The sequence below is a fragment of the Stenotrophomonas sp. STEN021 genome, from assembly GCF_056760175.1.
In genome coordinates this window covers 1-21,660 of sequence record NZ_JBRREH010000017.1, presented here as the reverse complement: position 1 = coordinate 21,660, position 21,660 = coordinate 1, and the positions used below count along the sequence as shown (strand labels likewise).

At 62.6% G+C, this 21,660-nt stretch carries 19 protein-coding genes and 1 pseudogene; 12 read left to right on the top strand and 8 right to left on the bottom strand.

What is annotated here, in order from left to right; translation table 11 throughout:
• Window positions 1-6: 6 nt before the first annotated feature.
• From ACVOL0_RS05460 to ACVOL0_RS05450, 3 genes are all read right to left on the bottom strand, one after another.
• The gene (locus tag ACVOL0_RS05460; RefSeq protein WP_481548227.1) at window positions 7-2,940 is read right to left on the bottom strand and encodes a TonB-dependent receptor; all 2,934 of its coding nucleotides are present in this window, start codon (window positions 2,938-2,940) and stop codon (window positions 7-9) included.
• 136 nt (window positions 2,941-3,076) lie between these two features.
• Entirely contained in the window at window positions 3,077-4,114 is a 1,038-nt protein-coding gene (locus ACVOL0_RS05455) for a FecR family protein (RefSeq protein ID WP_481548226.1), read from the bottom strand.
• Window positions 4,111-4,626 carry an RNA polymerase sigma factor gene (locus ACVOL0_RS05450; RefSeq protein WP_481548225.1) on the bottom strand — a complete coding sequence of 172 codons (516 nt, stop codon included), beginning with the start codon at window positions 4,624-4,626 and terminating at the stop codon, window positions 4,111-4,113. Before ACVOL0_RS05450 ends, ACVOL0_RS05455 begins: the two co-directional genes overlap by 4 nt.
• Before the next feature lie 359 nt (window positions 4,627-4,985).
• On the opposite strand from ACVOL0_RS05450, the gene ACVOL0_RS05445 reads away from it, so the two are divergent.
• Window positions 4,986-6,521: a TerC family protein gene (locus ACVOL0_RS05445; RefSeq protein WP_481548224.1), complete on the top strand. Its 1,536-nt coding sequence runs from the start codon at window positions 4,986-4,988 to the stop codon at window positions 6,519-6,521.
• A 207-nt stretch (window positions 6,522-6,728) separates the two neighbouring features.
• Entirely contained in the window at window positions 6,729-7,214 is a 486-nt protein-coding gene (locus tag ACVOL0_RS05440) for a TspO/MBR family protein (protein WP_481548223.1), read from the top strand.
• Window positions 7,215-7,256: 42 nt separating this feature from the next.
• On the opposite strand, the gene ACVOL0_RS05435 is transcribed toward ACVOL0_RS05440, so the two are convergent.
• The 3 genes from ACVOL0_RS05435 to ACVOL0_RS05425 are packed head-to-tail and all read right to left on the bottom strand — an operon-like array spanning window position 7,257 to window position 9,255.
• On the bottom strand, window positions 7,257-7,940 hold the full coding sequence (locus tag ACVOL0_RS05435; protein ID WP_481548222.1) for a Rossmann-fold NAD(P)-binding domain-containing protein: 684 nt from the start codon (window positions 7,938-7,940) through the stop codon (window positions 7,257-7,259).
• Window positions 7,941-7,960: 20 nt separating this feature from the next.
• Window positions 7,961-8,635 (bottom strand): ChrR family anti-sigma-E factor, encoded by a 675-nt coding sequence (locus tag ACVOL0_RS05430; protein WP_481548221.1) that lies wholly within the window; start codon window positions 8,633-8,635, stop codon window positions 7,961-7,963.
• A complete protein-coding gene (locus ACVOL0_RS05425) occupies window positions 8,632-9,255 on the bottom strand; it encodes a sigma-70 family RNA polymerase sigma factor (protein ID WP_481548220.1) in 624 nt (207 codons plus the stop codon). Before ACVOL0_RS05425 ends, ACVOL0_RS05430 begins: the two co-directional genes overlap by 4 nt.
• Before the next feature lie 132 nt (window positions 9,256-9,387).
• Between ACVOL0_RS05425 and ACVOL0_RS05420 the strand changes: the two genes are divergently transcribed.
• From ACVOL0_RS05420 to ACVOL0_RS05380, 9 genes are all read left to right on the top strand, one after another.
• Window positions 9,388-10,155 (top strand): hypothetical protein, encoded by a 768-nt coding sequence (locus ACVOL0_RS05420; RefSeq protein WP_481548219.1) that lies wholly within the window; start codon window positions 9,388-9,390, stop codon window positions 10,153-10,155.
• Window positions 10,156-10,238: 83 nt separating this feature from the next.
• Window positions 10,239-11,195 carry an acyl-CoA desaturase gene (locus tag ACVOL0_RS05415; protein WP_481548218.1) on the top strand — a complete coding sequence of 319 codons (957 nt, stop codon included), beginning with the start codon at window positions 10,239-10,241 and terminating at the stop codon, window positions 11,193-11,195.
• Window position 11,196: 1 nt separating this feature from the next.
• Window positions 11,197-12,474, top strand: a complete 1,278-nt coding sequence (locus tag ACVOL0_RS05410) for an NAD(P)/FAD-dependent oxidoreductase (protein ID WP_481548217.1) — start codon at window positions 11,197-11,199, stop codon at window positions 12,472-12,474.
• Window positions 12,471-13,238, top strand: coding sequence for a DUF1365 domain-containing protein (locus ACVOL0_RS05405; protein ID WP_481548216.1), 768 nt, complete (start codon window positions 12,471-12,473; stop codon window positions 13,236-13,238). Before ACVOL0_RS05410 ends, ACVOL0_RS05405 begins: the two co-directional genes overlap by 4 nt.
• Window positions 13,235-14,494: a class I SAM-dependent methyltransferase gene (locus tag ACVOL0_RS05400; protein WP_481548215.1), complete on the top strand. Its 1,260-nt coding sequence runs from the start codon at window positions 13,235-13,237 to the stop codon at window positions 14,492-14,494. The genes ACVOL0_RS05405 and ACVOL0_RS05400 overlap by 4 nt, the downstream gene beginning before the upstream one ends.
• Window position 14,495: 1 nt before the next feature.
• Complete coding sequence (locus tag ACVOL0_RS05395) at window positions 14,496-15,044, top strand: DUF2878 domain-containing protein (protein WP_481548214.1); 549 nt, start codon at window positions 14,496-14,498, stop codon at window positions 15,042-15,044.
• Window positions 15,041-15,826, top strand: coding sequence for a DUF1295 domain-containing protein (locus ACVOL0_RS05390; protein ID WP_481548213.1), 786 nt, complete (start codon window positions 15,041-15,043; stop codon window positions 15,824-15,826). The genes ACVOL0_RS05395 and ACVOL0_RS05390 overlap by 4 nt, the downstream gene beginning before the upstream one ends.
• Window positions 15,823-16,899: an SAM-dependent methyltransferase gene (locus tag ACVOL0_RS05385; protein ID WP_481548212.1), complete on the top strand. Its 1,077-nt coding sequence runs from the start codon at window positions 15,823-15,825 to the stop codon at window positions 16,897-16,899. The genes ACVOL0_RS05390 and ACVOL0_RS05385 overlap by 4 nt, the downstream gene beginning before the upstream one ends.
• 38 nt (window positions 16,900-16,937) lie before the next feature.
• Entirely contained in the window at window positions 16,938-17,447 is a 510-nt protein-coding gene (locus ACVOL0_RS05380) for a lipocalin family protein (RefSeq protein ID WP_481548254.1), read from the top strand.
• A 334-nt stretch (window positions 17,448-17,781) separates the two neighbouring features.
• On the opposite strand, the gene ACVOL0_RS05375 is transcribed toward ACVOL0_RS05380, so the two are convergent.
• On the bottom strand, window positions 17,782-19,395 hold the full coding sequence (locus ACVOL0_RS05375) for a CsgG/HfaB family protein (protein WP_481548211.1): 1,614 nt from the start codon (window positions 19,393-19,395) through the stop codon (window positions 17,782-17,784).
• A gap of 556 nt (window positions 19,396-19,951) precedes the next feature.
• Between ACVOL0_RS05375 and ACVOL0_RS05370 the strand changes: the two are divergent.
• Window positions 19,952-20,185, top strand: a pseudogene (locus tag ACVOL0_RS05370) (lipocalin family protein); the annotation flags it as partial.
• A 20-nt stretch (window positions 20,186-20,205) separates the two neighbouring features.
• Here the strand turns inward: ACVOL0_RS05370 and ACVOL0_RS05365 are convergent.
• Window positions 20,206-21,027, bottom strand: coding sequence for a hypothetical protein (locus tag ACVOL0_RS05365; protein WP_481548210.1), 822 nt, complete (start codon window positions 21,025-21,027; stop codon window positions 20,206-20,208).
• Between the last annotated feature and the right edge of the window lie 633 nt (window positions 21,028-21,660).

The window sequence follows — 21,660 nt, the reverse complement described above, 5'->3', positions numbered from 1 at the left end:
GCGTCCTCAGTTGTAGATGATGTGGAAGTAGTAGAAGCGGCCGTAGTCATCGATCTCGGTACGGAAACGCCCGTTGGGACCAGTGCTGTAGGTCGGCTGCGTGTTGAACAGGTTCTTGGCCTCGTACTTCAGCGTGACGTGCTTGCTGATCTTGTGGCTGAAGGCCAGGTTGAAGGTCATGCAGGGGTCGTAATAGGAATCAAGCCACTCGGTATCACCGAAGTCGACCAGCATGCGGCTGCGGTAGTTGCCGGAAACCCGCAGCTGGGCGCTTTTCCACGGCATGCGCCAGATCGCCGAACCATTGACCGACCAGTCAGGCTGATACAACAGGCGATCAAGCCGGCGCGGGGTACCGTCACTGATCTTGTAGTTGGTCCGCCCATCCAGGCCGGTGGCATTGAAGAACATGTCGAAACGGTGACGACCCCAGCGCAGGTTGCGGTTGGCGATGGCGAACTCGACGCCGCGCAGCCGCGATTCATCGGTGTTCATCGGCTGGGTAACCCGGTAGGTGGTGTCGCCGATATCCTCGAAGGTGGTCAAGGTGTAGATATCGTCCTTGATCACCTTGTCGAACAAGGCAACTGAAACGATGCCGTTGTTGCCGTTGAAGTACTTCTCCCAGGCCAAGTCCAGGTTCGTCGAGCGGCGCGGATCCAGCCCGGCATTGCCTTGCTTGATGCTGCAATATCCCCTGCCCTCATCATCGTCCGCACAGCTGCTGTTGGTGGCCTGGGCGATGTTGCTCGGGGTCGGGCGGCCCAACGTCCGGCTCGCCGAGAAACGCAGCCGCTGGTTCTCGCTGAGTCTGAAACTGGCATTCAGCGAAGGCAGCAGGTCGCTGTAACCGCCGCTGGTCTTCAGGAAATCAGCCGTATAGGTGCCGCCGCCGTTGTTGCTGTAGGGGCTGAACGCATCGAAGCGGGTGTGGTCGTAGCGCAGGCCGCCGATCAGCAGCAGACGATCCCATGCATAGTGAGCAGACACGTAGGCATTGGCGATGTCCTCCACGTATTTGTAGTCGCTGGTGAAGTTCGCGTTCGGATAGGCCGCATTGTTGTTGCCCAGGGTCGGCAGCAATTCCTCGGTGAGCTTGCTGTTGTCGATCAGCGGAAAGCCCGGCACCGAACCAAGCAGCGTCGAGCCCGGGTACAGGTAGTCATTCAAGGTTGCGCTGGTCTTGTAGTAGTTGAAGTCGATGTCCTGCCAGATATTGAGGTGGCGGTATTCGGCACCGGCAGCAACGCCGAAGCCACGCGCGTCGGCATCGATGTTGTGGCTGAAATCCAGGCGCAGGTTGTCGATGGTCTCCTTCGCGTCGCGTGGCGAGATATAGGCCTGGGCTGGATTGAGCTTGAAGCTGGAACTGGTCAGCAGGCTTGGATCGGACACGCCCACTGCGTTCGGGAAGCCATGCTTGTCATTCGCGTAATCCACGAACAGATTGCTCGGGTAGGCGCGCACGCCCCAGTAGACCTGGGTATTGTCGAAGGTTTCCTCGGTGTGGCCGCCGCGCAGGGTCAGCCTGGTCAGCGGACCGATGTCCCAGTTGAAACTGGCGATCGCACCGCGGTTGTTGCGGTCCCAGCGATCGTGGCGGTTCTTGATGTAGATGCTGTTGATCTGGGTGGTGCCGCCGTCCGGTGTCTGCTCGCGGATCGTGAACTTCGCGTTGGAGTACAGATCGGTCTTGTTCATCGTCGAGTTTTCGTAGAAGCGGTACGAGTACAGCAACAACGACGCATAGAACGGATCGTCACTGGGTTTCCATTCCAGCTTGGCCGAGCCACCGAAATTGGTGATGAAGTTGGTATAGGTGCCGGTGCTGAAGTTGCCAGGTGCGCGCAGGCCGTTCCAGCCAGTCGCGTCGGTAGGCGCGGTGGTGCCATCGGTCAGGTACTTGCCCGCATCGTTGAAGTAGTAATTGGACTCGACCCAGCGCTTGATGCTGTTGCGCGAGCGCTGCTCATAGCGGGCCACCGCGACGATGCCGAACTGCTGGTCGGCGCCAAACTGGTTGGAGAACACCATCTTGGCACTCTTGCCGAAGTGCCCCAGCGTCTTGTGGTCACCGCCTGCGCTGCGGCCAACATCGGTCTCCGCGGTGGAGTAGATGCCAGCCACGTCGGCGAATACGTATTTCCCCGAGCGATCGAACGCACTGCGGCTGATGATGTCGATCACGCCACCAATGGCATCCGGTGCCTGCTCGGCACTGAAGCTCTTGTAGATATCGGTACGGGTACCGATGTCGCTGGGGATCAGCTGCAGATTGTTCATCCGCTCGCCGGAACCGCTGCCACCCACGCTGGCAATGGCGATGCCATCGATGGTGGTGTAGTTGAGATTGGCCTGCACACCGCGCACGGTGACGTAACGCGGCTCTCCGGCATCTTCCACCGCGCTGACGCCCGGCGCGGCCATCAGGCTCTCGGCCAGCGTCTCATCGCCATAGCTGTCCATCTCGTCATAGATCACCGAATCCTTGATCACTGGCGACTGTTTTTTCTGGTCGATGACCTCGTGTGCGGCAATCACCATCACCGTTCCCAAGGTAGGCGCGGCGGCGGCCGCCGGGGCGCGTGGTACGGCTGGCGCGGGCGGCACGGCAGCCGGCTTGGCGGGCGCGGGGTCGATGGCGATCACGTTGCCATCCACCACGCTGTAGCTCAGCCCGCTACCGGCCAGCAGTACATCCAGCGCCTGCTTGACGGTGGCGCCGCCCGGCACCGCCGCAGCCATCCGCGGCGCACCGCTTGGCGAATAGAGGAACTGCACGCCGGCACTGCGCGACAACTGCTCCAACGCATGCCCCAGCGACTGCGCCGGGATCGCGGTCGTCACCTTCGCTTCCAGTCCATCCGTGGCGGCCAATGCGGGCACGGCAATGCAGGGGGATAGTGCGAGAACGACCGACAGGTAGAGCTTCTTCCGCATCACGGTTCCTAGAGGAGGGAGATTGCATGTGCCGCGTCGGCAGGTGACGTCGGCTTCCCCTAGTAAGAGCGGTGCTGCGGCGAAGTGGAGAACGCTGATTCGATGAATTTTTTCTTACAGGCCCAAGCCGCTGCCTTCAGCGGCCATGGACATGCACGGTGTCACCACGGCGCTGCACCTTGAAGCGCGGGTCACGGGCAAGGAATGCCTGCAACGCCACTATCCGGTCCGCATCCAGGCTGCCGGACAGGCGCATGGCCGCCGCTGCATCGTCCTCGATCACGACCTGCACGCGGTTATGGCGATTGAAGGCCGCTGCCACTTCATCCAGACGCTCGTCCAGGAAGGAGACCTTGCGCTGCTGCCAATCCAGCAGCATCGACGCAGGCATGTCCAGGGGCTGTACCGCGCCGGTATCGTTGTCCACCAGCACCACTCGGCCGGCAAGCAGGCGCGCCAGGCGCTGCTGATCCGCCCCTCCCCTCCAGACCTCGACTTCGCCGGATACCACGCCGATACGGGTGTTCTGCAACCGCCGCGACACGTCGAACACGGTGCCGATATCGCGCACCCGCAACTCGCCTACCTGCACCTCGAACGTGCGCCGGTCCGGTGCCACGTCGAAACTCGCCTCACCGCGCAGCAGCTCCACATGTCGATCCAGCCAGCCCATGCGCACGCGGATCGCGCTGTCCGCGTTGAGCCGTACCTGGGTGCGATCCGCCAGTACCAGCTGGCGCAGTTCACCGTGCCCTGCAGCCAACACCTGCTCCTGCGGCCACAAGTGCGACAACGAGGCCCCAAACAGCAGCACCAGGCAGGCAGCAGCGGCCAAGGCAACCCAGCGGCGCCGTCCACGTCGCGCTGGAGCGACCTTGTGTGCCGAGGCCTTGGAGAACAAGGGCACGACCTTGGCCATTGGCCGGCGTGCGCCAGCAACCACCAGGTCGCCTTCGAGCAGGTCGGACGATGCAGCCGGCATCGCCTCGCCTACCTGCCGGTGCAGATCCAACGCACGCAGATAGGCACGCACATGCTCCGGCGAACGCCGCAGCCAGGCCAGGAATGCGCGCCGCTGTACGTCGTTCAGCGCCCCGTCGCGGTTGATCAGGAACCACTGCACGCCCTGCTCGGCAACACTTCCGTCCATGCAATCGGTGGTATTCGGGTTCATGCACCCTCCCTGGTGCCAAGCGCCTGCCGGCAGGCTTCCAGTCCCTTGCCTATATGCTTGCGCACCATGTGCACCGACACATCAAGCTGCGCGCTGATCTGCAGGCACTCCATGCCGTCGCGATAGTGCAGCTCCATCACCCGGCGGGTGGTGGCAGGCAAGCGCGCGATGGCGCTGCGGATGTCACTCCAACGCTGCACCTGCTCGAACTCGCCCTCGATGTCTTCCTCGCTCTTCAGCACCTCGGAAAGCAGATCAACGTCGTCCAGCGGCGGCCGCGTGGATTGCGTGCGCGCGTGCTCGCGCGCAAGGTTGGCGGCGACCGCGAAGAGGTAACCCTCTGGATTTGCGATGGCTTCGGCATCGTCGCCACTGCGACGCAGCAGCCGCAGGTAAACCTCCTGCGCCAGGTCCTCGGCATCATCGGCATGGGAGCCACGGCGCAGGAAGAATCCCCGCAGCAAGCGGCGGCGCAGCTCATAGCCCTGCTCCCAGATCCTGGCGCTTTTCACGACAACCCAAGGTCCCGCCGCCGATAAAGCGGCAGATGGTGGCGCGGGATGATGACAGCAGCATGTCATCGGCCGGCGACGGGCGCCTCAGCGGTGCGCTCGCGATGCATCAATTCCTGGCGGAAGAAAGCCTGTGATTGATTGGCAGGGGAAGGTGCGCCGGCCGAGCCTGCGGTGGCATCCCGGTCAATCCACCTGCGTCACGCTTCACCAGAACTTCCTGCGCGCGGCTGCAGCTGCGGGATGCAGCAACGATTCCATGAACAGGAAAGTGAACAAAAACAGCGGCATCGTCCAAAAAAGGAAGCAAGCCATTCGCGCATGCGATGATCGGGGCTCCTCCGCTACCCCAACACTGCATGGAATGGTTATCCGACCCAACAATCTGGATGGGTCTGTCTACACTGGTCGTGCTGGAAATCATCCTCGGCATCGACAACCTCGTCTTCATCGCGATCCTCGCGGACAAGCTTCCTCCCCATCAGCGTGACAAGGCCCGCCTCATCGGATTGAGCCTGGCGCTGTTGATGCGACTGGGCCTGCTGGCCACGCTGTCCTGGATCATGCGGCTCACCGCACCGCTGTTCTCCGTATTCGACCACGCCTTCTCCGGCCGCGACCTTATCCTGCTGGTCGGCGGTCTGTTCCTGTTGTTCAAGGCGACGATGGAACTGCATGAGCGGCTTGAAGGGCGCTCACATGAAGCTGGCGACAACAAGGTATATGCCAGCTTCGGCCTGGTGGTGACGCAGATCGTCATCCTCGATGCGGTGTTCTCGCTGGACTCGGTGATCACCGCGGTCGGCATGGTCGACAACCTCGGCGTGATGTTCGCCGCGGTAACCATTGCGATGGCGGTGATGATGTTGGCCAGCAAGCCGCTGACCAGTTTCGTCAACCGTCATCCGACGGTGGTGATCCTGTGCCTTGGCTTCCTGTTGATGATCGGCTTCAGTCTGGTGGCCGAAGGCCTGGGCTTCAAGATTCCCAAGGGCTATCTATACGCTGCGATTGCGTTCTCGGTGCTGATCGAGGGCTTCAACCAGTGGACGCAGTTCAACCGCGAGAAACATGCACGAAACTTCTCTTTCCGGCAGCGCACCGCCAATGCGGTGCTCAAGCTGCTTGGATCGCGTCCCGCGCAGACTGCAGCCGGGGACAACCCCGAGCTGGAAGATTCACTGCCATCGGGCCTGGCCGCGTCCGAGCACGACATGATCCGCGGCGTGCTGGCCCTGGCCGACCGCTCGGTCGCAAGCGTGATGACCGTGCGTGCCGATATTCAGTGGATCGACCTGGGCAAGGGCCCGGAGCACACCATCGCGCAGTTGATGAGCTCGCCGCATACCCGCCTGCTGGTGGCCGATGGCGAACTGGATAATCTGCAAGGTGTCGTGCAGAGCCGCGACCTGTTGGCAGGCGTGCTTGCTGGCAAGCCCCTGGTGCTGGCCGACTACCTGCGCGAACCGCTGACGCTGCCCGAAGGCGCAACCGCGTTGCGGGCGCTGGAACGGATCAAACAGCACCCGCTTCCGTTGGCGGTGGTGGTTGACGAATACGGCAGTGTGCAAGGCCTGGTCACCGCCAACGACCTGCTGGCGGCGATTGCAGGCGATCTTGCCGATACCCGCGACGCCGACTTCGGCGCAGAGCAGATTGACGGCAGCTGGATCGTGGATGCGTCCATGTCGATCGAAGACGTTGAGCGCATCACCGGCATTGCCCTGGAACGAAGCCCACTGTATGTCAGCCTGTCGGGCTTGCTGCTGCATGCATTGGAGCGGCTGCCAGTGGTTGGCGATACCGTTGATTCGTCTGGCTGGCGCCTGCAGGTAATTGACCTGGAAGGCAGAAGAATCGGCAAGACGCGGATTTCCGCGATCAACAAGCAGTAACCACTGCGCTTGGCATCACGGCTGCCACGTGCAGCCGTGATGCGCTCTGACAACGGTCCCTGTTCAAGCAACGATGCAGCGGGGGCGGATCGGCCTGCTGGATTGATCCAGGCATCGATGCGTCACTGGCTGCTGTCACTGCATCCGGATCCCGCACTTCTGCGTACAAGCGGCAACTGATCACGCCGGAAAGGACGAGCAAGCACCATGCAGATACCGAGACAGCTCCTTGGTTTTTCCGGCTGGCTGCTGGTCACCTTCCTCGCCGCAGCGCTTGGTGCCCGCGCTTCCATCTCCGCCTCCAGTTTCTACGCCGACCTTGTACTGCCCGCATGGGCGCCACCGGCGAGCTTGTTCGGGCCGATGTGGAGCGCCTTGTATGCGCTGATGGCGCTGGCGGCATTCCTTGTCTGGCGAGCGCGCGGCTGGCGGGCGGCGGCAACCGCTTTGCACCTGTACCTGCTGCAGCTTGGCATCAACGCGCTGTGGAGCTGGCTGTTCTTCGGCTGGAAACAGGGCGCGTTGGCTTTCGCCGATATCCTGCTGCTACTGGTGTTGATCGTCGCCACGCTGATTGCGTTCTGGCGTATCCACAAGGTCGCGGCCTGCATGTTGCTGCCCTATCTTGCCTGGGTGGGCTTTGCCAGCGTGCTCAACTACGCGGTCTGGCAGGCAAATCCCGGGTTGCTGTAAACGCAGCACGCCCCCTGCGTCCGCGGTGCCGCAGCAGCAGGCTTACGCCGCGTCGGCACTCCCAAGCTGATTGATCTGCGCGCATTCCACCACGGCAGGCGGGGCGCGCATGCGTGCCAAGGCGATCATCGCGCGGCCAAGAATCAGATTGCTGGTGAACACCGACGGCAACGCAGCAGCTGTCAGCTGCATCAGTGGCCCAGCAAGCACATAAAGTGGCTTCAACGATCCATGCCGTGTGCCTGTTCCCGCTACAGGGCGCACCCCGCCTGGCCGCAGCATCACCGTGCGCCCCGGCAGCTGGGCCAGTGCCCGCTCCGCCTCGCCTTTGATGCGCAGGGGCATGAAGTGGCTCTCGGGATTGGCGTGCGCGCCCGAGATATACAGGAACATTGCCTGTGGATTGGCCGCGAACCAGGTCTGCGCAACTGCCAGTGTGGTGTCGAGCGTGACCCGTCGGTACTCGTCTTCCGCTGTGCCCACCGGCGGCGCGCCCGCGCAATAGAAACAGGCATCGAAGCCCACCAGGTCGGCCTGGCGGCGATGGGCCTGCAGGAAATCCTCCAGCACCAGTTCCTGTGTTGCCGTGACCAGACCGCCTGCGCGCCGCACCAGCGCCACCGTGCGTTTGACATGCGTGGACCCTGCGCAGGCAAGCGCGACACCTTGCCCAACCAAACCACTTGCCCCGGTCAGCACGATCTTCAGGCGTCCAACATCGTTCATCATCGGCCCCTCAGTGCGAACTAGAGTTTGACGAAACGCTGGACCTTGCGTGCCAACCAACCACTGAATACCAGTGGTGCATCCAGCGCCGAGACACAGATGCACGGGACACCGGGCGCGGTCACCGGCTGGTGCTCCACCTCGGCATCCAGATCCGCCACATCGCCGGAAGCGAACAGCCCCAGCGCGTCGTTGTACGAACCACGCAGGACCTGGGTGAGTTCACTGCGGCCATGGCTGTGCATGGGCAGGCACTTGCCCGGCGCGATCTTCAGCATGATCAGCGACGGCATCTGCTGCGCGCGGATGCAGTGCACGCCCGGCGCCATCCAGCGCCAGCGCAGCTTGGCCAGCGAGTCGCCGAAATACGGATGCAGCGATGCAGGCAGATACTCCGGGTCGGCCTGTGGTCGCTCCGGCGGTGCCTGCCGCGCCGGTGGCGGCATCGCTGGCGGGTCCACGTCCATCAGCTGCGCCAGCATGGCGGCGCGCAGTGTTTCGCGCCGCGTATCGTCGAGCACCGGCTGGGTCTGCTCCAGCAACGCAGAGCCGACCGCCTCGGCGTCACGCAGGCGCTGCCGACAGTGCGGGCACTGCTCGAGGTGGGCACCGGCAACAATGCTCAGCGGTGCCTGCAGCGCGCCGGCGGCATAGCTCATCAAGGTGGACTCGTGCAGGTGGTGGTGCGGATTCATGCCCCACCTCCGACCTTGGACTGCAGCAGCAGGAAGGCCCGCCGCAGGTGCGACTTGACCGTGCCCAACGGCATTCCCAATGCCTGCGCGATCTCGCCGTGGCTCTTTGCTTCGAAATAGGACATCCGCACCAGCCGCGCCTGCACCGCTGACAGCTCGTTGATGCGCTGGCGCAGCCTTGCATGATCGGCGAACTGCTCGGCGCTGCTACGGTCCAGGACATCAGCCGCGGCGGCGTTCTCCACCGCCGCCTGCACCAGCGTCCAGCTACGCTCATGGCGTACACGGTCGATATGCAGGTTGCGCGCGATGCGATACAGCCAGGTACTCAACGCGCCCTGGGCCGGATCGAATTCCGCGGCCCGCAACCACAGGCGCAACAGGCATTCCTGCGCCAATTCTTCGGCAACCGCGTCAGGTGCGCCCAAGCCGCGCAGGTACACACATAGGCGTGGCAGGAAGTGATCGTAGATGCGCATGAAGCAGTCGCGATCGCGCAGCCGAGCCACCCCGTCCATGTCACCGGCCCAGTTGATTGGCTCTTTGCTCAGCTGCGTTGAACTGGACACGATCCGGGCGGTGTCGAATGGAGAAGGGAGGTTGCGGGGATCAGGGTACATCTGCGTAGGCGCGGTTGCAGTAAATGTGTTGTCCTTCCTACGCGCGCCAGCGTCGTTTGGATGCACTGGCCTGCCTGCATCCAGCAGCCAGCCGCGTCCGTAGGCAAGGGACGATCATTCCGTGATGCCACCATGCGCACAGCCTGCCTGTTGTTGTCCCTCCCCCTGGCGGCGTCGGCGGCGCCGCTGTTGCGCAGTGAAGGCACTGCTACGACCCGGGACGGGAAAGTGGCCTACCGCGAGCTGCATTGGCAACGCGGAGCCGGGGATGCAGCGGAGCGTTGGGTGCACTACTTGTGCCCCGACGGCCAGCCCTTCGCGCGCAAGCAGATGCAGGTCAACGGTTCCGCTCAGACTCCCAGCTACCACTGGGAGGACCGGCGCAGTGGCCAGGCCGCCAGCGTGGCAACGGGTGAAGGCGTCATACAGCTGAACTGGAAAGAGGATGCGGCAGCGAAAGCACGGACGCTGCGGCTGCCGCTACCGGCCGAGGCGGTGATTGATGCCGGTTTCGACGCCGCCGTACGCGCGCATTGGCAGCAGTTGATGCAGGGCGAGCGACTCCGCCTGCGGTTTCTGGTGCCCAGCCGGCAGCGCTACTACCCGGTGCAGGTGCAGCGTGTCGGCGCCGTCCGCTGGCAGGGAATGGCCGCCCAGTCCATTCAGGTGCAATTGGACGCCTGGTATGGAGTGGTCGCGCCGCGCCTGGCACTGGTCTATGCCGATGCGGATCGGCGTCTGCTGGAGTTCCACGGCACCAGCAATCTGCGCGATGCCCAAGGGGACTACCCCGTGGTAACGGTGCGCTTCGCGCAGAAGGCGGTGGAACGCCCGCTTGCCCAATGGCAGGCCGAGCTACAGCAGCCGCTGGTAGCGCGCTGTGCGTCTGCGCCGGACTGATTCCGATGAAATCTTCATTACGCTGCATCCATTCGCTGCCGCGCTGCGTAGAGAAGGATGGAAAATCTCTCGAGATACGCTCCATGGCATCCGCAGCGCCCCTTCCCCGCCGACGCATGGCCCTGCTGCACACGCTCCAGCGCTGGTTCGATACCGCCGGCGGCGGGGAGTCCGCTGGCACGGCGCAGGCAGGCGATCGCATCGACTGGCTGCGCGCCCTGCCCTTCGCACTGCTGCACCTCGGCTGCCTTGGCGTGATCTGGGTAGGTGTGTCGTGGACGGCGGTTGGTGTCGCGCTGGCCTTGTATGCGGTGCGCATGTTCGCCATCACCGCCTTCTATCACCGCTATTTTTCCCATCGCACCTTCCAGACATCGCGCGCGGTGCAGTTCCTGTTTGCCCTTGTCGGTGCATCCAGCGTGCAGCGCGGCCCGCTGTGGTGGGCGGCGCACCACCGGCATCACCACCGCCATGCCGACCAACCGCTGGACCCGCATTCTCCCCAGCACAAAGGCTTCTGGCGCAGCCATGTCGGCTGGTTCCTGACCCGTGAAGCCTTCGCCACCGACCTGCAACGCGTGCCGGATCTGGCCCGTTTCCCGGAACTGCGCTGGCTGGACCGCTTCGACACCGTGGTGCCGCTGCTGCTGGCCGCAGCCCTGTACGCGCTGGGCGCGGCGCTTGAACGCTGGGCACCCGGCTTGCAGACTTCCGGCATGCAACTGCTGGTGTGGGGATTTTTCGTCTCCACGGTGCTGCTGTTCCATGCCACCGTCACCATCAACTCACTGGCACACCGTTTTGGTCGCCGCCGCTTCGACACCCTCGATGACAGCCGCAACAACCTCTGGTTGGCACTGATCACCTTTGGCGAGGGCTGGCACAACAATCATCACTTCTTCCCTGGTACGGCACGGCAGGGATTCCGCTGGTGGGAGATCGACCTGACCTGGTATGGGCTGCGGGTGATGGCGATGCTCGGCCTGGTAAAAGAACTCAAACCGATTCCGGCGTGGGTGCTGGCCAAGGCGAGGAACTGAGATGCGCATCGCGATCATTGGCTCGGGCATTGCCGGCCTGGCCAGCGCCTGGTGGCTGGATGGCGAACACGAAGTCACCTTGTTCGAGGCAAACAGCCACTTCGGCGGCCATACCCACACCCATGATCTACAGGTGGATGGGCGGCGAATGGCAGTGGACACCGGCTTCATCGTCTTCAACCCACTGCATTATCCGCTGCTGACCACGCTGTTTGATGAGCTCGGTGTTGCCTCACAGCCGACCACGATGAGCTTCTCGATGCGCAGCGAGCGCAGCGGCGTGGAATACAACGCCACATCACTCGATGGCCTGTTCTGCCAACGCCGCAACCTGCTGTCACCACGCTTCTGGGGCATGCTGCGCGACCTGCGCCGCTTCTACCGTGAGGCCCCGGCGCTGCTCGAAGGCGGCGCTGGCCCCACGCTGGGCGAGTACCTGCACAGCCAGCGCTATGGCGAAGCCTTCGTCGAGGAGCACCTGCTGCCAATGGCATCGGCCCTGTGGTCATCGCCGACTGCAACCGTGCGCGATTTCCCGGCGCGCTACCTGGTCCAGTTCATGGCCAACCACCAGATGCTGCAGATGCGCGGGCGTGCACCGTGGCGGGTTGTGAAAGGCGGTTCGGCGCGCTACGTCGACGCCCTGCGGGCGCGCTGGCAGGTACGTGAGCGGCTTGCGTGTCCCGTATTGGCGGTCGAGCGGACGCCATGGGAGGCCAGGGTGCACAGCACCGCAGGCGTTGAGAGCTTCGATGAGGTGATCATGGCCTGCCACAGTGACCAGGCGCTGAAGCTGCTCGCCGATGCGAGCCCCCTGGAACATGATGTGCTGGACGCCATCAGCTACCAGCGCAATGAAGTGGTACTGCATACCGATGCGTCACTGCTGCCACGCAACCGCAAGGCGTGGGCAGCGTGGAACGCGCAGGTGCCGCAGGATCGGGCTGCACCATGCACGGTCAGCTACTGCATGAACCTGCTGCAGGGCCTGCCCGGTGATACGCCACTGGTGGTGACGCTCAACAACAGCACCCGGATCGATCCGGCCAAGGTGCTGCGTCGCATGCAGTATGCGCACCCGGTGCACAACCACGCGGCCATCGCCGCGCAACAGCGCTGGGCCGAGCTGCAGGGCCGGCGCCGCACCTGGTTCGTGGGTGCCTATTGGGGCTGGGGCTTCCATGAAGATGGCATCCGCAGTGCCCGCCGCGTGGTTGATGTACTGGCTGAGCACAGGACGAATGCGCCGCGGCGCTCAAAACCGGCACTGACAACATGAGTACCAGCGCCATCTATATCGGACATGTGGTGCATCGCCGGCATCGGCCGCATCCGCATGCCTTCCGCTATCCCATCGCCCAGCTGCTGCTTGACCTGGACGAGCTGGAGCGGATCTTTGCCGGGCGCTGGCTGTGGTCGGTGAACCGTCGCAACCTGGCCGAGTTCCGCCGCAGCGATTACTTCGGTGACCCCGCGCTGCCATTGGCGGATGCAGTGCGGGAGCATGCGGCATCCGTGCTGGGCCATCGCCCGGCCGGACCGGTGCGCCTGCTTACCCATCTGCGCGTTGCGGGCCATGTGTTCAATCCGGTCAGCTTCTACTACTGCTACCAGGCCGATGGCGTCACCCTGGACTGCATCGTGGCGGAAATTACCAACACGCCATGGAAAGAGCGCCACGCCTATGTGCTGCCAGCTGAAACAGCAGAGCACTCCGGCCGAGCGCTGCGCTGGCAGTTCGACAAGTGTTTCCACGTTTCGCCGTTCATGGCGATGGACTGCCGCTACGACTGGCGCCTGACCGCGCCTGGTGCAGACCTGCGGATACATATGCAGGTATGGCGCGAAGGCCTGCGCCAGTTCGATGCTATCCAGTCCCTGCAGCGCCACCCGCTCGATGGTGCAGGCTTGGCGCGGGTCCTGGCCTGCTACCCGCTGATGACCCTGCAGGTAGTGGCCGCCATTCATTGGCAGGCACTGCGGCTGTGGCTGAAGCGCAACCCGGTCCATGACCACCCTTCCCTTGCCGAGAAAACGCGATGAACCAGATGACCTCCTCGGTAGCCCTGCCGCAACCGGGTGCGCTGGATGCGCTGCTTCGACGCCGACTGCTGGCCGAACTCGCACCACTGCGCGATGGTTGCCTGCGTGTGCGCGACGCGCTGGGCGAGGTGGTGCTCGGCGATGCTTCAACGCAGCTGCAAACCACGGTGACCATCGACGACCCCGCGTTCTACCGCAAGGTAGCCGCACAAGGCAGCGTCGGCGCCGGCGAAAGCTATATCAATGGCGACTGGCGCTGCGATGACCTGGTGACACTGGTGCGCATATTGGTGCGCAACCGTGACCTGCTCGATGGCATGGAGCGCGGCCCTGCACGTATTGGCGGCTGGCTGCTGCGTTGCTGGAACCGGCTGCGCCGCAACAGCCGCGAAGGCAGTCGCCGCAACATCGCCGCGCACTATGACCTCGGCAACGATTTTTTCTCGCTGTTCCTGTCGCCGGACCTCATGTATTCGCCCGCCCTGTTTGCAGACGAAAACACATCGCTTGAGCAAGCCTCGCAGCGCAAACTCGACCGCATCTGCCAGCAACTGCAGTTGCAGCCGGGCGACCGGGTGATCGAGATCGGTACCGGCTGGGGTGGCTTCGCCGTGCACGCGGCGCGCCACTACGGCTGCCATGTAACTACAACCACCATCTCGGCGGAGCAGCACGCACTGGCTGCCCAGCGCGTGAGTAAGGCCGGGCTGCAGGATCGGATCACCCTGCTGATGCAGGACTACCGCGATCTTGAAGGCCAGTACGACAAGCTGGTCTCGATCGAGATGATCGAGGCCATAGGTGCCGAGTACCTGGACACCTACATGGCCACCCTGCAGCGGCTGCTCAAGCCCGATGGCGTTGCCCTGCTGCAGGCGATCACAATCGAAGACCATCGCTACGAGCAGGCCCGGCGCAGTGTGGATTACATCAAGCGCTTCGTATTCCCCGGTAGCTTCATTCCCTCGATCAATGCAATCCTGGCGGCGAAGACGCGGGCCAGCGATCTGCAGCTGGTGGCCCAGCACGACTTCGGCTACTCCTATGCATTGACCCTGCGTGCCTGGCGCCAGCGCTTCATGGCACAGCTGCCTTCAGTGCACGCACAGGGCTTCGACCCGCGTTTCTGCAGGCTCTGGGAGTTCTATCTAGCCTACTGCGAGGGTGGCTTTCTGGAGCGCTCGATCGGCGTATCGCACCTGTTGCTGGCCCGGCCCGGCTATCAACCCGCAGCCAACGCCGGGCAGATCAGCTGACATGCGCCGGACCCTGCTCAACCTGCTGGGCAACCAACTGGTCTGGCTGTGCGCCGTGGCTGGTGCCGGGCGCGGTTGGCAATGGCCGGCCCTGCTGGCCGCGGCGCTCTACATAGCCAGCCAGTTTTGCAGCGCCGCCCAGCCACGAACCGAGTGGCGCTTGCTGCTGCTGGCGCTGGTCTGTGCCTGGTTGGTTGACGGGCTGGCGGCGGCAAGCGGCCGAGTCGACTACGCCGCTGCACCATTTGGCAGGGCACCGCCGCCGTGGATCATGGCGTTGTGGGCGGCGTTTGCGATGACCCTGACCTCCTCGATGGCCTTCCTGCAACGGCACTGGCTGCTGCCGGTGACGTTCGGACCGCTGTTGGCACCGCTGGCCTATCTGTCCGCCGCACGCGGTTTCGACGCCGTGCATTTTGCTGCACCAGCGTGGCAAGGATTGCTGTTGCTTGGCATCGGCTGGAGCGTCGCACTGACACTGCTGGTCACGAGCGCACGCCGCTGGTCCCACAGGCCCACCCAAGTTCCACTGACAGGTGCTTCCACATGAGCAATCTAGGCTGGGTGTTGTTGTACGCCGTGGCGATCATGCTCTGGGGCTGGGCTTGGCAGCGCCGCCATCGCAATATCGGCGTCGTCGATGTGCTCTGGGCCAAAGTTCTGGCCGCTGCCGCCTTGTTGCTCGCATGGCTGGGTGACGGCGCAGCCTTGCCGCGCATCAGCTTGGCGGTTCTGGGCGGATTGTGGGGAGGTCGCCTCGCCCTGCATTTATGGCAGCGCGTGCGCCACGAGTCCGAGGATGGTCGCTACAAGTACCTGCGCGAACATTGGCGCAGCCACCAAGGCAAGATCTTCGGTTTCTTCATTGTCCAGGCACTGTTGGTAGTTCTGTTCGCGCTGCCGTTTGTCGCGGTAGCCGGCAATCCGCGCGCCGATGGCTATGGCTGGGTCATCGCAGCTGCATTGGTTTGGCTGCTGAGCGTGCTGGGCGAGTCCGTTGCGGACCGTCAGCTCGCACACTTTCGCGCAATCCCAGCCAACAAGGGCCGTACCTGTCGGCAGGGGCTGTGGCGCTACTCGCGACACCCGAACTATTTCTTCGAGTGGCTGCACTGGTTCACCTACGTGCTGCTTGCCGTTGGTTCACCGCTGTGGTGGCTGGCGTGGACCGGCCCGGTGCTGATGTATCTGTTCCTGCGCTACCTGAGCGGCGTTCCGTTCACCGAGAAACAGGCGCTACGCAGCCGTGGCGACGACTACCGCGCCTACCAGCGCAGCACCCCGATGTTCTTCCCGTGGTTTCCTCGCACCAGCAAGGAGCAATCGCCATGAACGCAGCCACGCCACTGGATTCTGCCATCTATGCCGAACCCGGACTGACCGGTTGGGCAGAGCGCGGCTGGCTGCCGGATGCCGCCCTGCGTTGGGGTATCCGCCGCCTGTGCGCACAGCGCCTGCAAGAAGAATCGGAAGAAGGCCTGCAAGCGCAGTCGGACCGCTTCAGCCGGCGCATTGCCGAGTTGTCCAACAGCCCGCTCGCGCTGCATGCAGATGCCGCCAACCGCCAGCACTACGAAGTTCCCGCGGCGTTCTTCCAGGCCTGCCTTGGCAGCCGCTTGAAGTACAGCAGCTGCTATTACCACACCGGCACTGAAACCCTGGATCAAGCCGAGGACGCGATGCTGGAGCTGTACGGGCAACGCGCCGCGCTCGCCAATGGCCAGCACATCCTGGAGTTGGGTTGTGGCTGGGGCTCGCTGACCCTGTGGATGGCCGAACGCTATCCTGGCGCCCGCATCACCGCCGTCTCCAACTCGCACAGCCAGCGCCAGCACATCCTGGCCCAGTGCAGGGCACGCGGGTTGGAAAACGTCGAGGTATTGACCATCGACGTCAATCAGCTGCAATTGCCCGCCGCAACCTTCGACCGTTGTGTATCGGTGGAGATGTTCGAGCACATACGCAACTACGAGCGCCTGCTTGCACGCATTTCCCGCTGGCTGAAGCCCGACGGTGCGCTGTTCGTGCACATCTTTGTCCATCGCACGCATATGTACCCGTTCGACACGATCGGCGAGGACAACTGGATGGGCCGCCACTTCTTCACCGGCGGCCTGATGCCGGCCGCCGATACCCTACTGCATTTCCAGCGCGACATGCAGCTGCAGCAGCGTTGGCTGCTGGATGGCCGCCACTACCAGCGCACCGCCAACCATTGGCTGCAGCGCCAGGACGCCGCACGCGAACAGATCATGCCGTTGCTGGTGCAAACCTACGGCAGCGACATCGCTGCACGCATCTGGTGGCAGCGCTGGCGCATGTTCTGGATGGCCTGCGCGGAGCTGTTCGGATACGACGATGGCCAGCAATGGCTGGTAGCACACTACCTGTTCCGCCCAAGCTGAAGGCAGGCCCGAGCATGCGAACCCTTCCGTTTCTGTCGATGCTGTCCATTGCCTTGTTCGGCACTGGTTGCAGCAACCTGGACACGCGCCCGATCCCGCGCCCGGCATCGGTGGATGTACCGCGCTTCATGGGCGACTGGTATGTGATCGCGCATATTCCGTCGCGCCCCGAGCGCGAAGCCTTCGATGCAGTGGAAAGCTACGCATTGCGCCCGGATGGCCGGATCCAGACCACCTTCACCTACCGCAAGGGCAGCTTCCAGGCACCGCTGGAATCCATGCACCCCATCGGCAAGGTCGAAGCCGAAGGCAAGGGCGCAGTCTGGGGCATGCAGTTCATCTGGCCGATCCAGGCCGAATACATCATCGCCTGGGTGGACGAGGGCTACAGCCAGACCATCGTCGCCCGCAGCAAACGTGACTACGTCTGGTACATGGCGCGCACCCCGCAGGTTTCAGCAGCGGACTACCAACGTGCAGTGGAGCGCATCAAGGCCATGGGCTATGACGTGAGCAAGCTGCGGCGGGTGCCGCAGTCGGTGCGTTGATCACAATGGACATTGATCATGGCCTGGCGAAGCTAAGCCCTGGAAAGCGTCCAGAGCGGCGCCAATAGCGCGCCCGTTCATTGTCACGATCCGGCCGATGGCGATAGCCTGCCGCGGCCAAGAGCATTGCAACCGCTGCGTAGGCCCGGCGTGCGCGGCGGCGATAACAGCCCTGCAGCCACTGCAGGAGTGTGCGCTTGTGTGCCGGGGCTACAGTGGCTGCAGCGTGGCGGGAAGTCGTGCGGAACTGCAACGCACCAGAGTGGCATAGCTGGCGCAACCGGCGCCTGGCACGGACCAAGGATCCGTGCCAGAACGCCCGGCCAGACGTGGATTACTGCTTGACGCCAAGCACTGCCGACGGCAACCAACCACGATTGCCCATTTCGTCATCGACTTCGATCATTCCGCCATTTCGCCCCCCGGTGGGATAAGCGAGCATGCCCGGCTTGAGTTCAGCCACCACAGTCGCCTGGCTGTCCGGCTGGGCCAGCAGTCGCGCCATGCGATGCAACATCATGGTCCCCGCAGCGGCGGCCACCTGGCTACCGGCGGCCAAATTCTGGCTTGCTACCTGCTGCGCCACCTGCCCCGCTGCCGCCACCATGCCGCCCTGCTGGGCGGCCAAGCCCATCGCAGCCTGCGCCACACCCGCGCCGATGCCCTGGCCGGCAACCTGCTGCGCCACCTGCCCAGCTGCACCGACCATTCCGCCCTGCTGGGCTGCCAGGCCCATCGCAGCCTGCGCCACACCTGCACCGATGCCCTGACCTGCAACCTGCTGTACCACTTGGCCGGCAGCGCCCAGCATGCCGCCCTGCTGCGCCACAGCCCCCATCGCAGCCTGCGCCACACCGGCACCCACGCCCTGGCCTGCAACCTGCTGCAACATCTGGCCCGCAGCGCCAGCCATGCCGCCGGAATCAGGCAACGCGCCCATTGCGGCCGGTGCCACAGCGCCGTCAACAACGAGATTCACGCCATGCTGCATGGCCTGGCCCGGCAGGCTGCCCATTGCACCGGCGTGCGCTGCGTCGGCATGTACCGCCATCGGCACCGCAGGCCGTTCCTGCAACCTTGCTGCGGCGGCATTGGCCAGCCTCGCTTGCGATGCGGCCAAGGTCTGGTAGGCATCCGGTGGCGCTACCGGCGCCACTCCATGGGTTGCCTGCGGCACATTGCGATTGGCCAACACACCGCGCTTTTTGCTGACCTCCTCAACCATCCGCTCATAGGCCTCTTCGTAGGCCTCCTTGATGACCTTGCCGATCTCGGTGTTGTCCCAGCTGCCAGCATTTACTCCCGCGCTGCCCTGCACGTTCGAGGCAGACACCGCTGCCGCCCACGCCTTGTCGGTGATTTTGGCTTCGCCGGTCACACTGACAAGCTGCTCGGACGTGCGGACATCCACCAGGGTCAGCACCACTTCGGCGGTCTGCCTTTTCGTCGACAGCTTGCCTGCCACGCCCAAGGTGGCAACGTTCATCATCGCCCCCATCAAGCCGCGCTTGCTGCCGCCATTGGATGCGCCTGCACCGATGCTCATGCCACCGGCATTGGGATTCTGCGAGACGATATCCGGCACCAGCACGAAGTCCGCGCCACGCATCTGCCCACCGCCGATATTCTGACCTTCCTGCAAGTGCCCGCCCATGGCCAGCTCACGCTCAGCCTGCGCTGCGGTGAACCCGGCGCCGCGATCAAGCACGGTAAAGCACTTGGAGTCGTTTACCAGCACCCGCAGCATGCGCGTAGGTGCGGGCAGGCCGTACGTAGCCCAGATTCCCATGCCGTCATCCGGCTCGACGATACGCAGGGTTCCCCGCGCCTCTTTGCATTTGTCCGACGACATGCCCAGAAAAGCGTGGCTTGGAAAGCTTGCCGTCGCTGACACGAACGCGATGAAACCGGCTGCCAGAACGGCAGGCCGATGGATGGTGATCTTCATGTTTTTCCCCCTGTTACCGCACTCCATGCGAAGTTGCGGATATGAAACTTCCGAACCAATTGAGACGCCGCTTCATCCTGCGGCTTCACATCTTTATCACATATATTAACAACTAACAGCTATTGATGAGTGCGAGCAAAAATTGCAAAGCTCTGAATTCAAACTTTGCCTGGCACTCTTACGATCTGATCCAGTGCAGGACGCTGCTGTCGTTGCGTTGCCATCGCCATACTCGGCAACCTTGTCTGCTGCTGATTGAACATCGCGCACACGCACTGCCATAGACCGCAGGAAAACGCGCATGTTGATCGGTCCATCTGCGCGCAACGACTTGAACGCGACAGACGCGTCAGCAATGAACTGGGTGCTGCCTCGCAGCAGAAAACGACTACAGGCGAGCGTCCGAAAGCGAGCCAACCCAGATACGTAAAAATCGTGCGCGGCATGCAGCCAATTGAAAGGCAAGGACACACCGCTGATGAATCTGCGCACCGACAATTGCCGCAGCGGCGATAGGTGTGGGGCAAGCTCAATCCAGCATCGATCACGTCGAAAGGGCGCAGTCTGGGGCGTGCAGTTCATCTGGCCGATCCAGGCCGAATACATCATCGCCTGGGTGGACAAGGACTATAGCCAGACCATCGTCGCCCGCAGCAAGCGTGACTACGTCTGGTACATGGCGCGCACCCCGCAGGTTTCGGCGGCGGATTACCAACGCGCAGTGGAGAGCATCAAGGCAATGGGCTATGACGTAAGCAAGCTGCGACGGGTGCCGCAGTCGGTTCGGTGATCACGCAAGCACCAAAGCAGCTATGGAACTTCAAATTCAAAGCCCTTCTTTCTCTCGCCAACCACAGCAACTTCGCGAAAATTCAATTCCGAATCGACTTCGCAAACTCTTCGTCCCCACCTTTCCCTCTCACTACCATCGTGCCAACGAATGACAACCTGCAGGCGGCCATCTTCGGTAAATTCAGCCGATTGAAATTTCATCAGTGCAACCCACGGAGACGGCCAGAAATTCAACAACCGATACTTGACCTCTCTCGCCACATCCAGCAGAACAAATCGCACCGATTCAAACTCCGTTTCCAACGAAAGTACAAATCTTCGGCCATCAGTGCCTCTGCGAAATTTTCTCACAACATGAGAGTAGACAAAATTCGTAGATAGAACCTTTTCCTCGACCTTTCCCACACAAAGGCGATCCATACAACCGGCGGAAGATAATTTATACAGAGCATTGGCAATTACATCGCTCAGTGACCGCTCAAAAAACTCCCACCCACTGTCAATTGCACTTGGAGAAAACTTCTCCTTGATCCCAGTTATCCCGCCGATGACCTCCCGGTCCCACGGATGGTCATGGGCTCCAAGATAGATGTTCAATTTTGCGATCCCGGCTGCTTTTATTTTCTCCTGATAAACAACACATGAGTAGATGAAATCAACGTTGTTTGAGAGCCAAATCCATTCAGCATCTCGATCGTAGTCAACGGTGTGGAAATTGATATCCCTGAAATATCTCATCTTCCTTTCGGCCCCCCTCGATGATTTCGGTCCGGCGCTTTGCCGCCATTCGCAACGGCATGCCGCGTAACCGCGTCCTGTTCGATGTTGAAAATATTTCATCGAACAGCCGGTTATCCCGGAACGATTCCGCAATGACCCATCTGCTGCTGCCCTGGTCACGCGTTTAATGTAACGGCATATGCCACATCCAGGGTCATCGTCTTCAGCGCTTGCCTTGGCGGTATGCGACAGCTGCCAACCCAATAGTTACCGGGCATGGCAGTCGATCACCAATGCCAAACTCAGCCTGCCGTCGTCGCCACCCCAGATACCGCACAGATGTCCGTGGACAAGCTCGGACCAAGATGCACAAAAGCCCGCATTTCTGCGGGCTTGGCATGAATTTTGGACTTGCCTGGACGCCATGGGATCAGGCGATGGTGCTTATCTGACCCAAATAGTCGATACAACCACTTGTTTTTGATTCAATAAATATAAATTCAAAATTAAAAATACCCCCATTTGTACCCCTTAGTTGATTGGATGCGGTTGGACTTACTTGGACAGCAGCGCCGTTTGTCGCGCCCCCTTGGCAATAGATCTCCTGCTACATGGAACTGTCGCTCGGAATCCTCAAGGCATTCCTAGGGAAGGTCTGATCAAAGCGCTCTGATACTTGGATTTCAGCGTCAAGGCGCCAAGTCGACCTCGATATGATCGATTTTGCGCCGTTTCTGACGCTTTTCGACGGGT

What these genes read in the sequence shown, in the direction of transcription:
- ACVOL0_RS05460 (WP_481548227.1), bottom strand. Translation starts at nt 2,940, where the DNA reads ATGCGGAAGAAGCTCTACCTGTCGGTCGTTCTCGCACTATCCCCCTGC.
- ACVOL0_RS05455 (WP_481548226.1), bottom strand. Translation starts at nt 4,114, where the DNA reads ATGAACCCGAATACCACCGATTGCATGGACGGAAGTGTTGCCGAGCAG.
- ACVOL0_RS05445 (WP_481548224.1), top strand. Translation starts at nt 4,986, where the DNA reads ATGGAATGGTTATCCGACCCAACAATCTGGATGGGTCTGTCTACACTG.
- ACVOL0_RS05440 (WP_481548223.1), top strand. Translation starts at nt 6,729, where the DNA reads ATGCAGATACCGAGACAGCTCCTTGGTTTTTCCGGCTGGCTGCTGGTC.
- ACVOL0_RS05435 (WP_481548222.1), bottom strand. Translation starts at nt 7,940, where the DNA reads ATGAACGATGTTGGACGCCTGAAGATCGTGCTGACCGGGGCAAGTGGT.
- ACVOL0_RS05430 (WP_481548221.1), bottom strand. Translation starts at nt 8,635, where the DNA reads ATGAATCCGCACCACCACCTGCACGAGTCCACCTTGATGAGCTATGCC.
- ACVOL0_RS05425 (WP_481548220.1), bottom strand. Translation starts at nt 9,255, where the DNA reads ATGTACCCTGATCCCCGCAACCTCCCTTCTCCATTCGACACCGCCCGG.
- ACVOL0_RS05420 (WP_481548219.1), top strand. Translation starts at nt 9,388, where the DNA reads ATGCGCACAGCCTGCCTGTTGTTGTCCCTCCCCCTGGCGGCGTCGGCG.
- ACVOL0_RS05415 (WP_481548218.1), top strand. Translation starts at nt 10,239, where the DNA reads ATGGCATCCGCAGCGCCCCTTCCCCGCCGACGCATGGCCCTGCTGCAC.
- ACVOL0_RS05410 (WP_481548217.1), top strand. Translation starts at nt 11,197, where the DNA reads ATGCGCATCGCGATCATTGGCTCGGGCATTGCCGGCCTGGCCAGCGCC.
- ACVOL0_RS05405 (WP_481548216.1), top strand. Translation starts at nt 12,471, where the DNA reads ATGAGTACCAGCGCCATCTATATCGGACATGTGGTGCATCGCCGGCAT.
- ACVOL0_RS05400 (WP_481548215.1), top strand. Translation starts at nt 13,235, where the DNA reads ATGAACCAGATGACCTCCTCGGTAGCCCTGCCGCAACCGGGTGCGCTG.
- ACVOL0_RS05395 (WP_481548214.1), top strand. Translation starts at nt 14,496, where the DNA reads ATGCGCCGGACCCTGCTCAACCTGCTGGGCAACCAACTGGTCTGGCTG.
- ACVOL0_RS05390 (WP_481548213.1), top strand. Translation starts at nt 15,041, where the DNA reads ATGAGCAATCTAGGCTGGGTGTTGTTGTACGCCGTGGCGATCATGCTC.
- ACVOL0_RS05385 (WP_481548212.1), top strand. Translation starts at nt 15,823, where the DNA reads ATGAACGCAGCCACGCCACTGGATTCTGCCATCTATGCCGAACCCGGA.
- ACVOL0_RS05380 (WP_481548254.1), top strand. Translation starts at nt 16,938, where the DNA reads ATGCTGTCCATTGCCTTGTTCGGCACTGGTTGCAGCAACCTGGACACG.
- ACVOL0_RS05375 (WP_481548211.1), bottom strand. Translation starts at nt 19,395, where the DNA reads ATGAAGATCACCATCCATCGGCCTGCCGTTCTGGCAGCCGGTTTCATC.
- ACVOL0_RS05365 (WP_481548210.1), bottom strand. Translation starts at nt 21,027, where the DNA reads ATGAAATATTTTCAACATCGAACAGGACGCGGTTACGCGGCATGCCGT.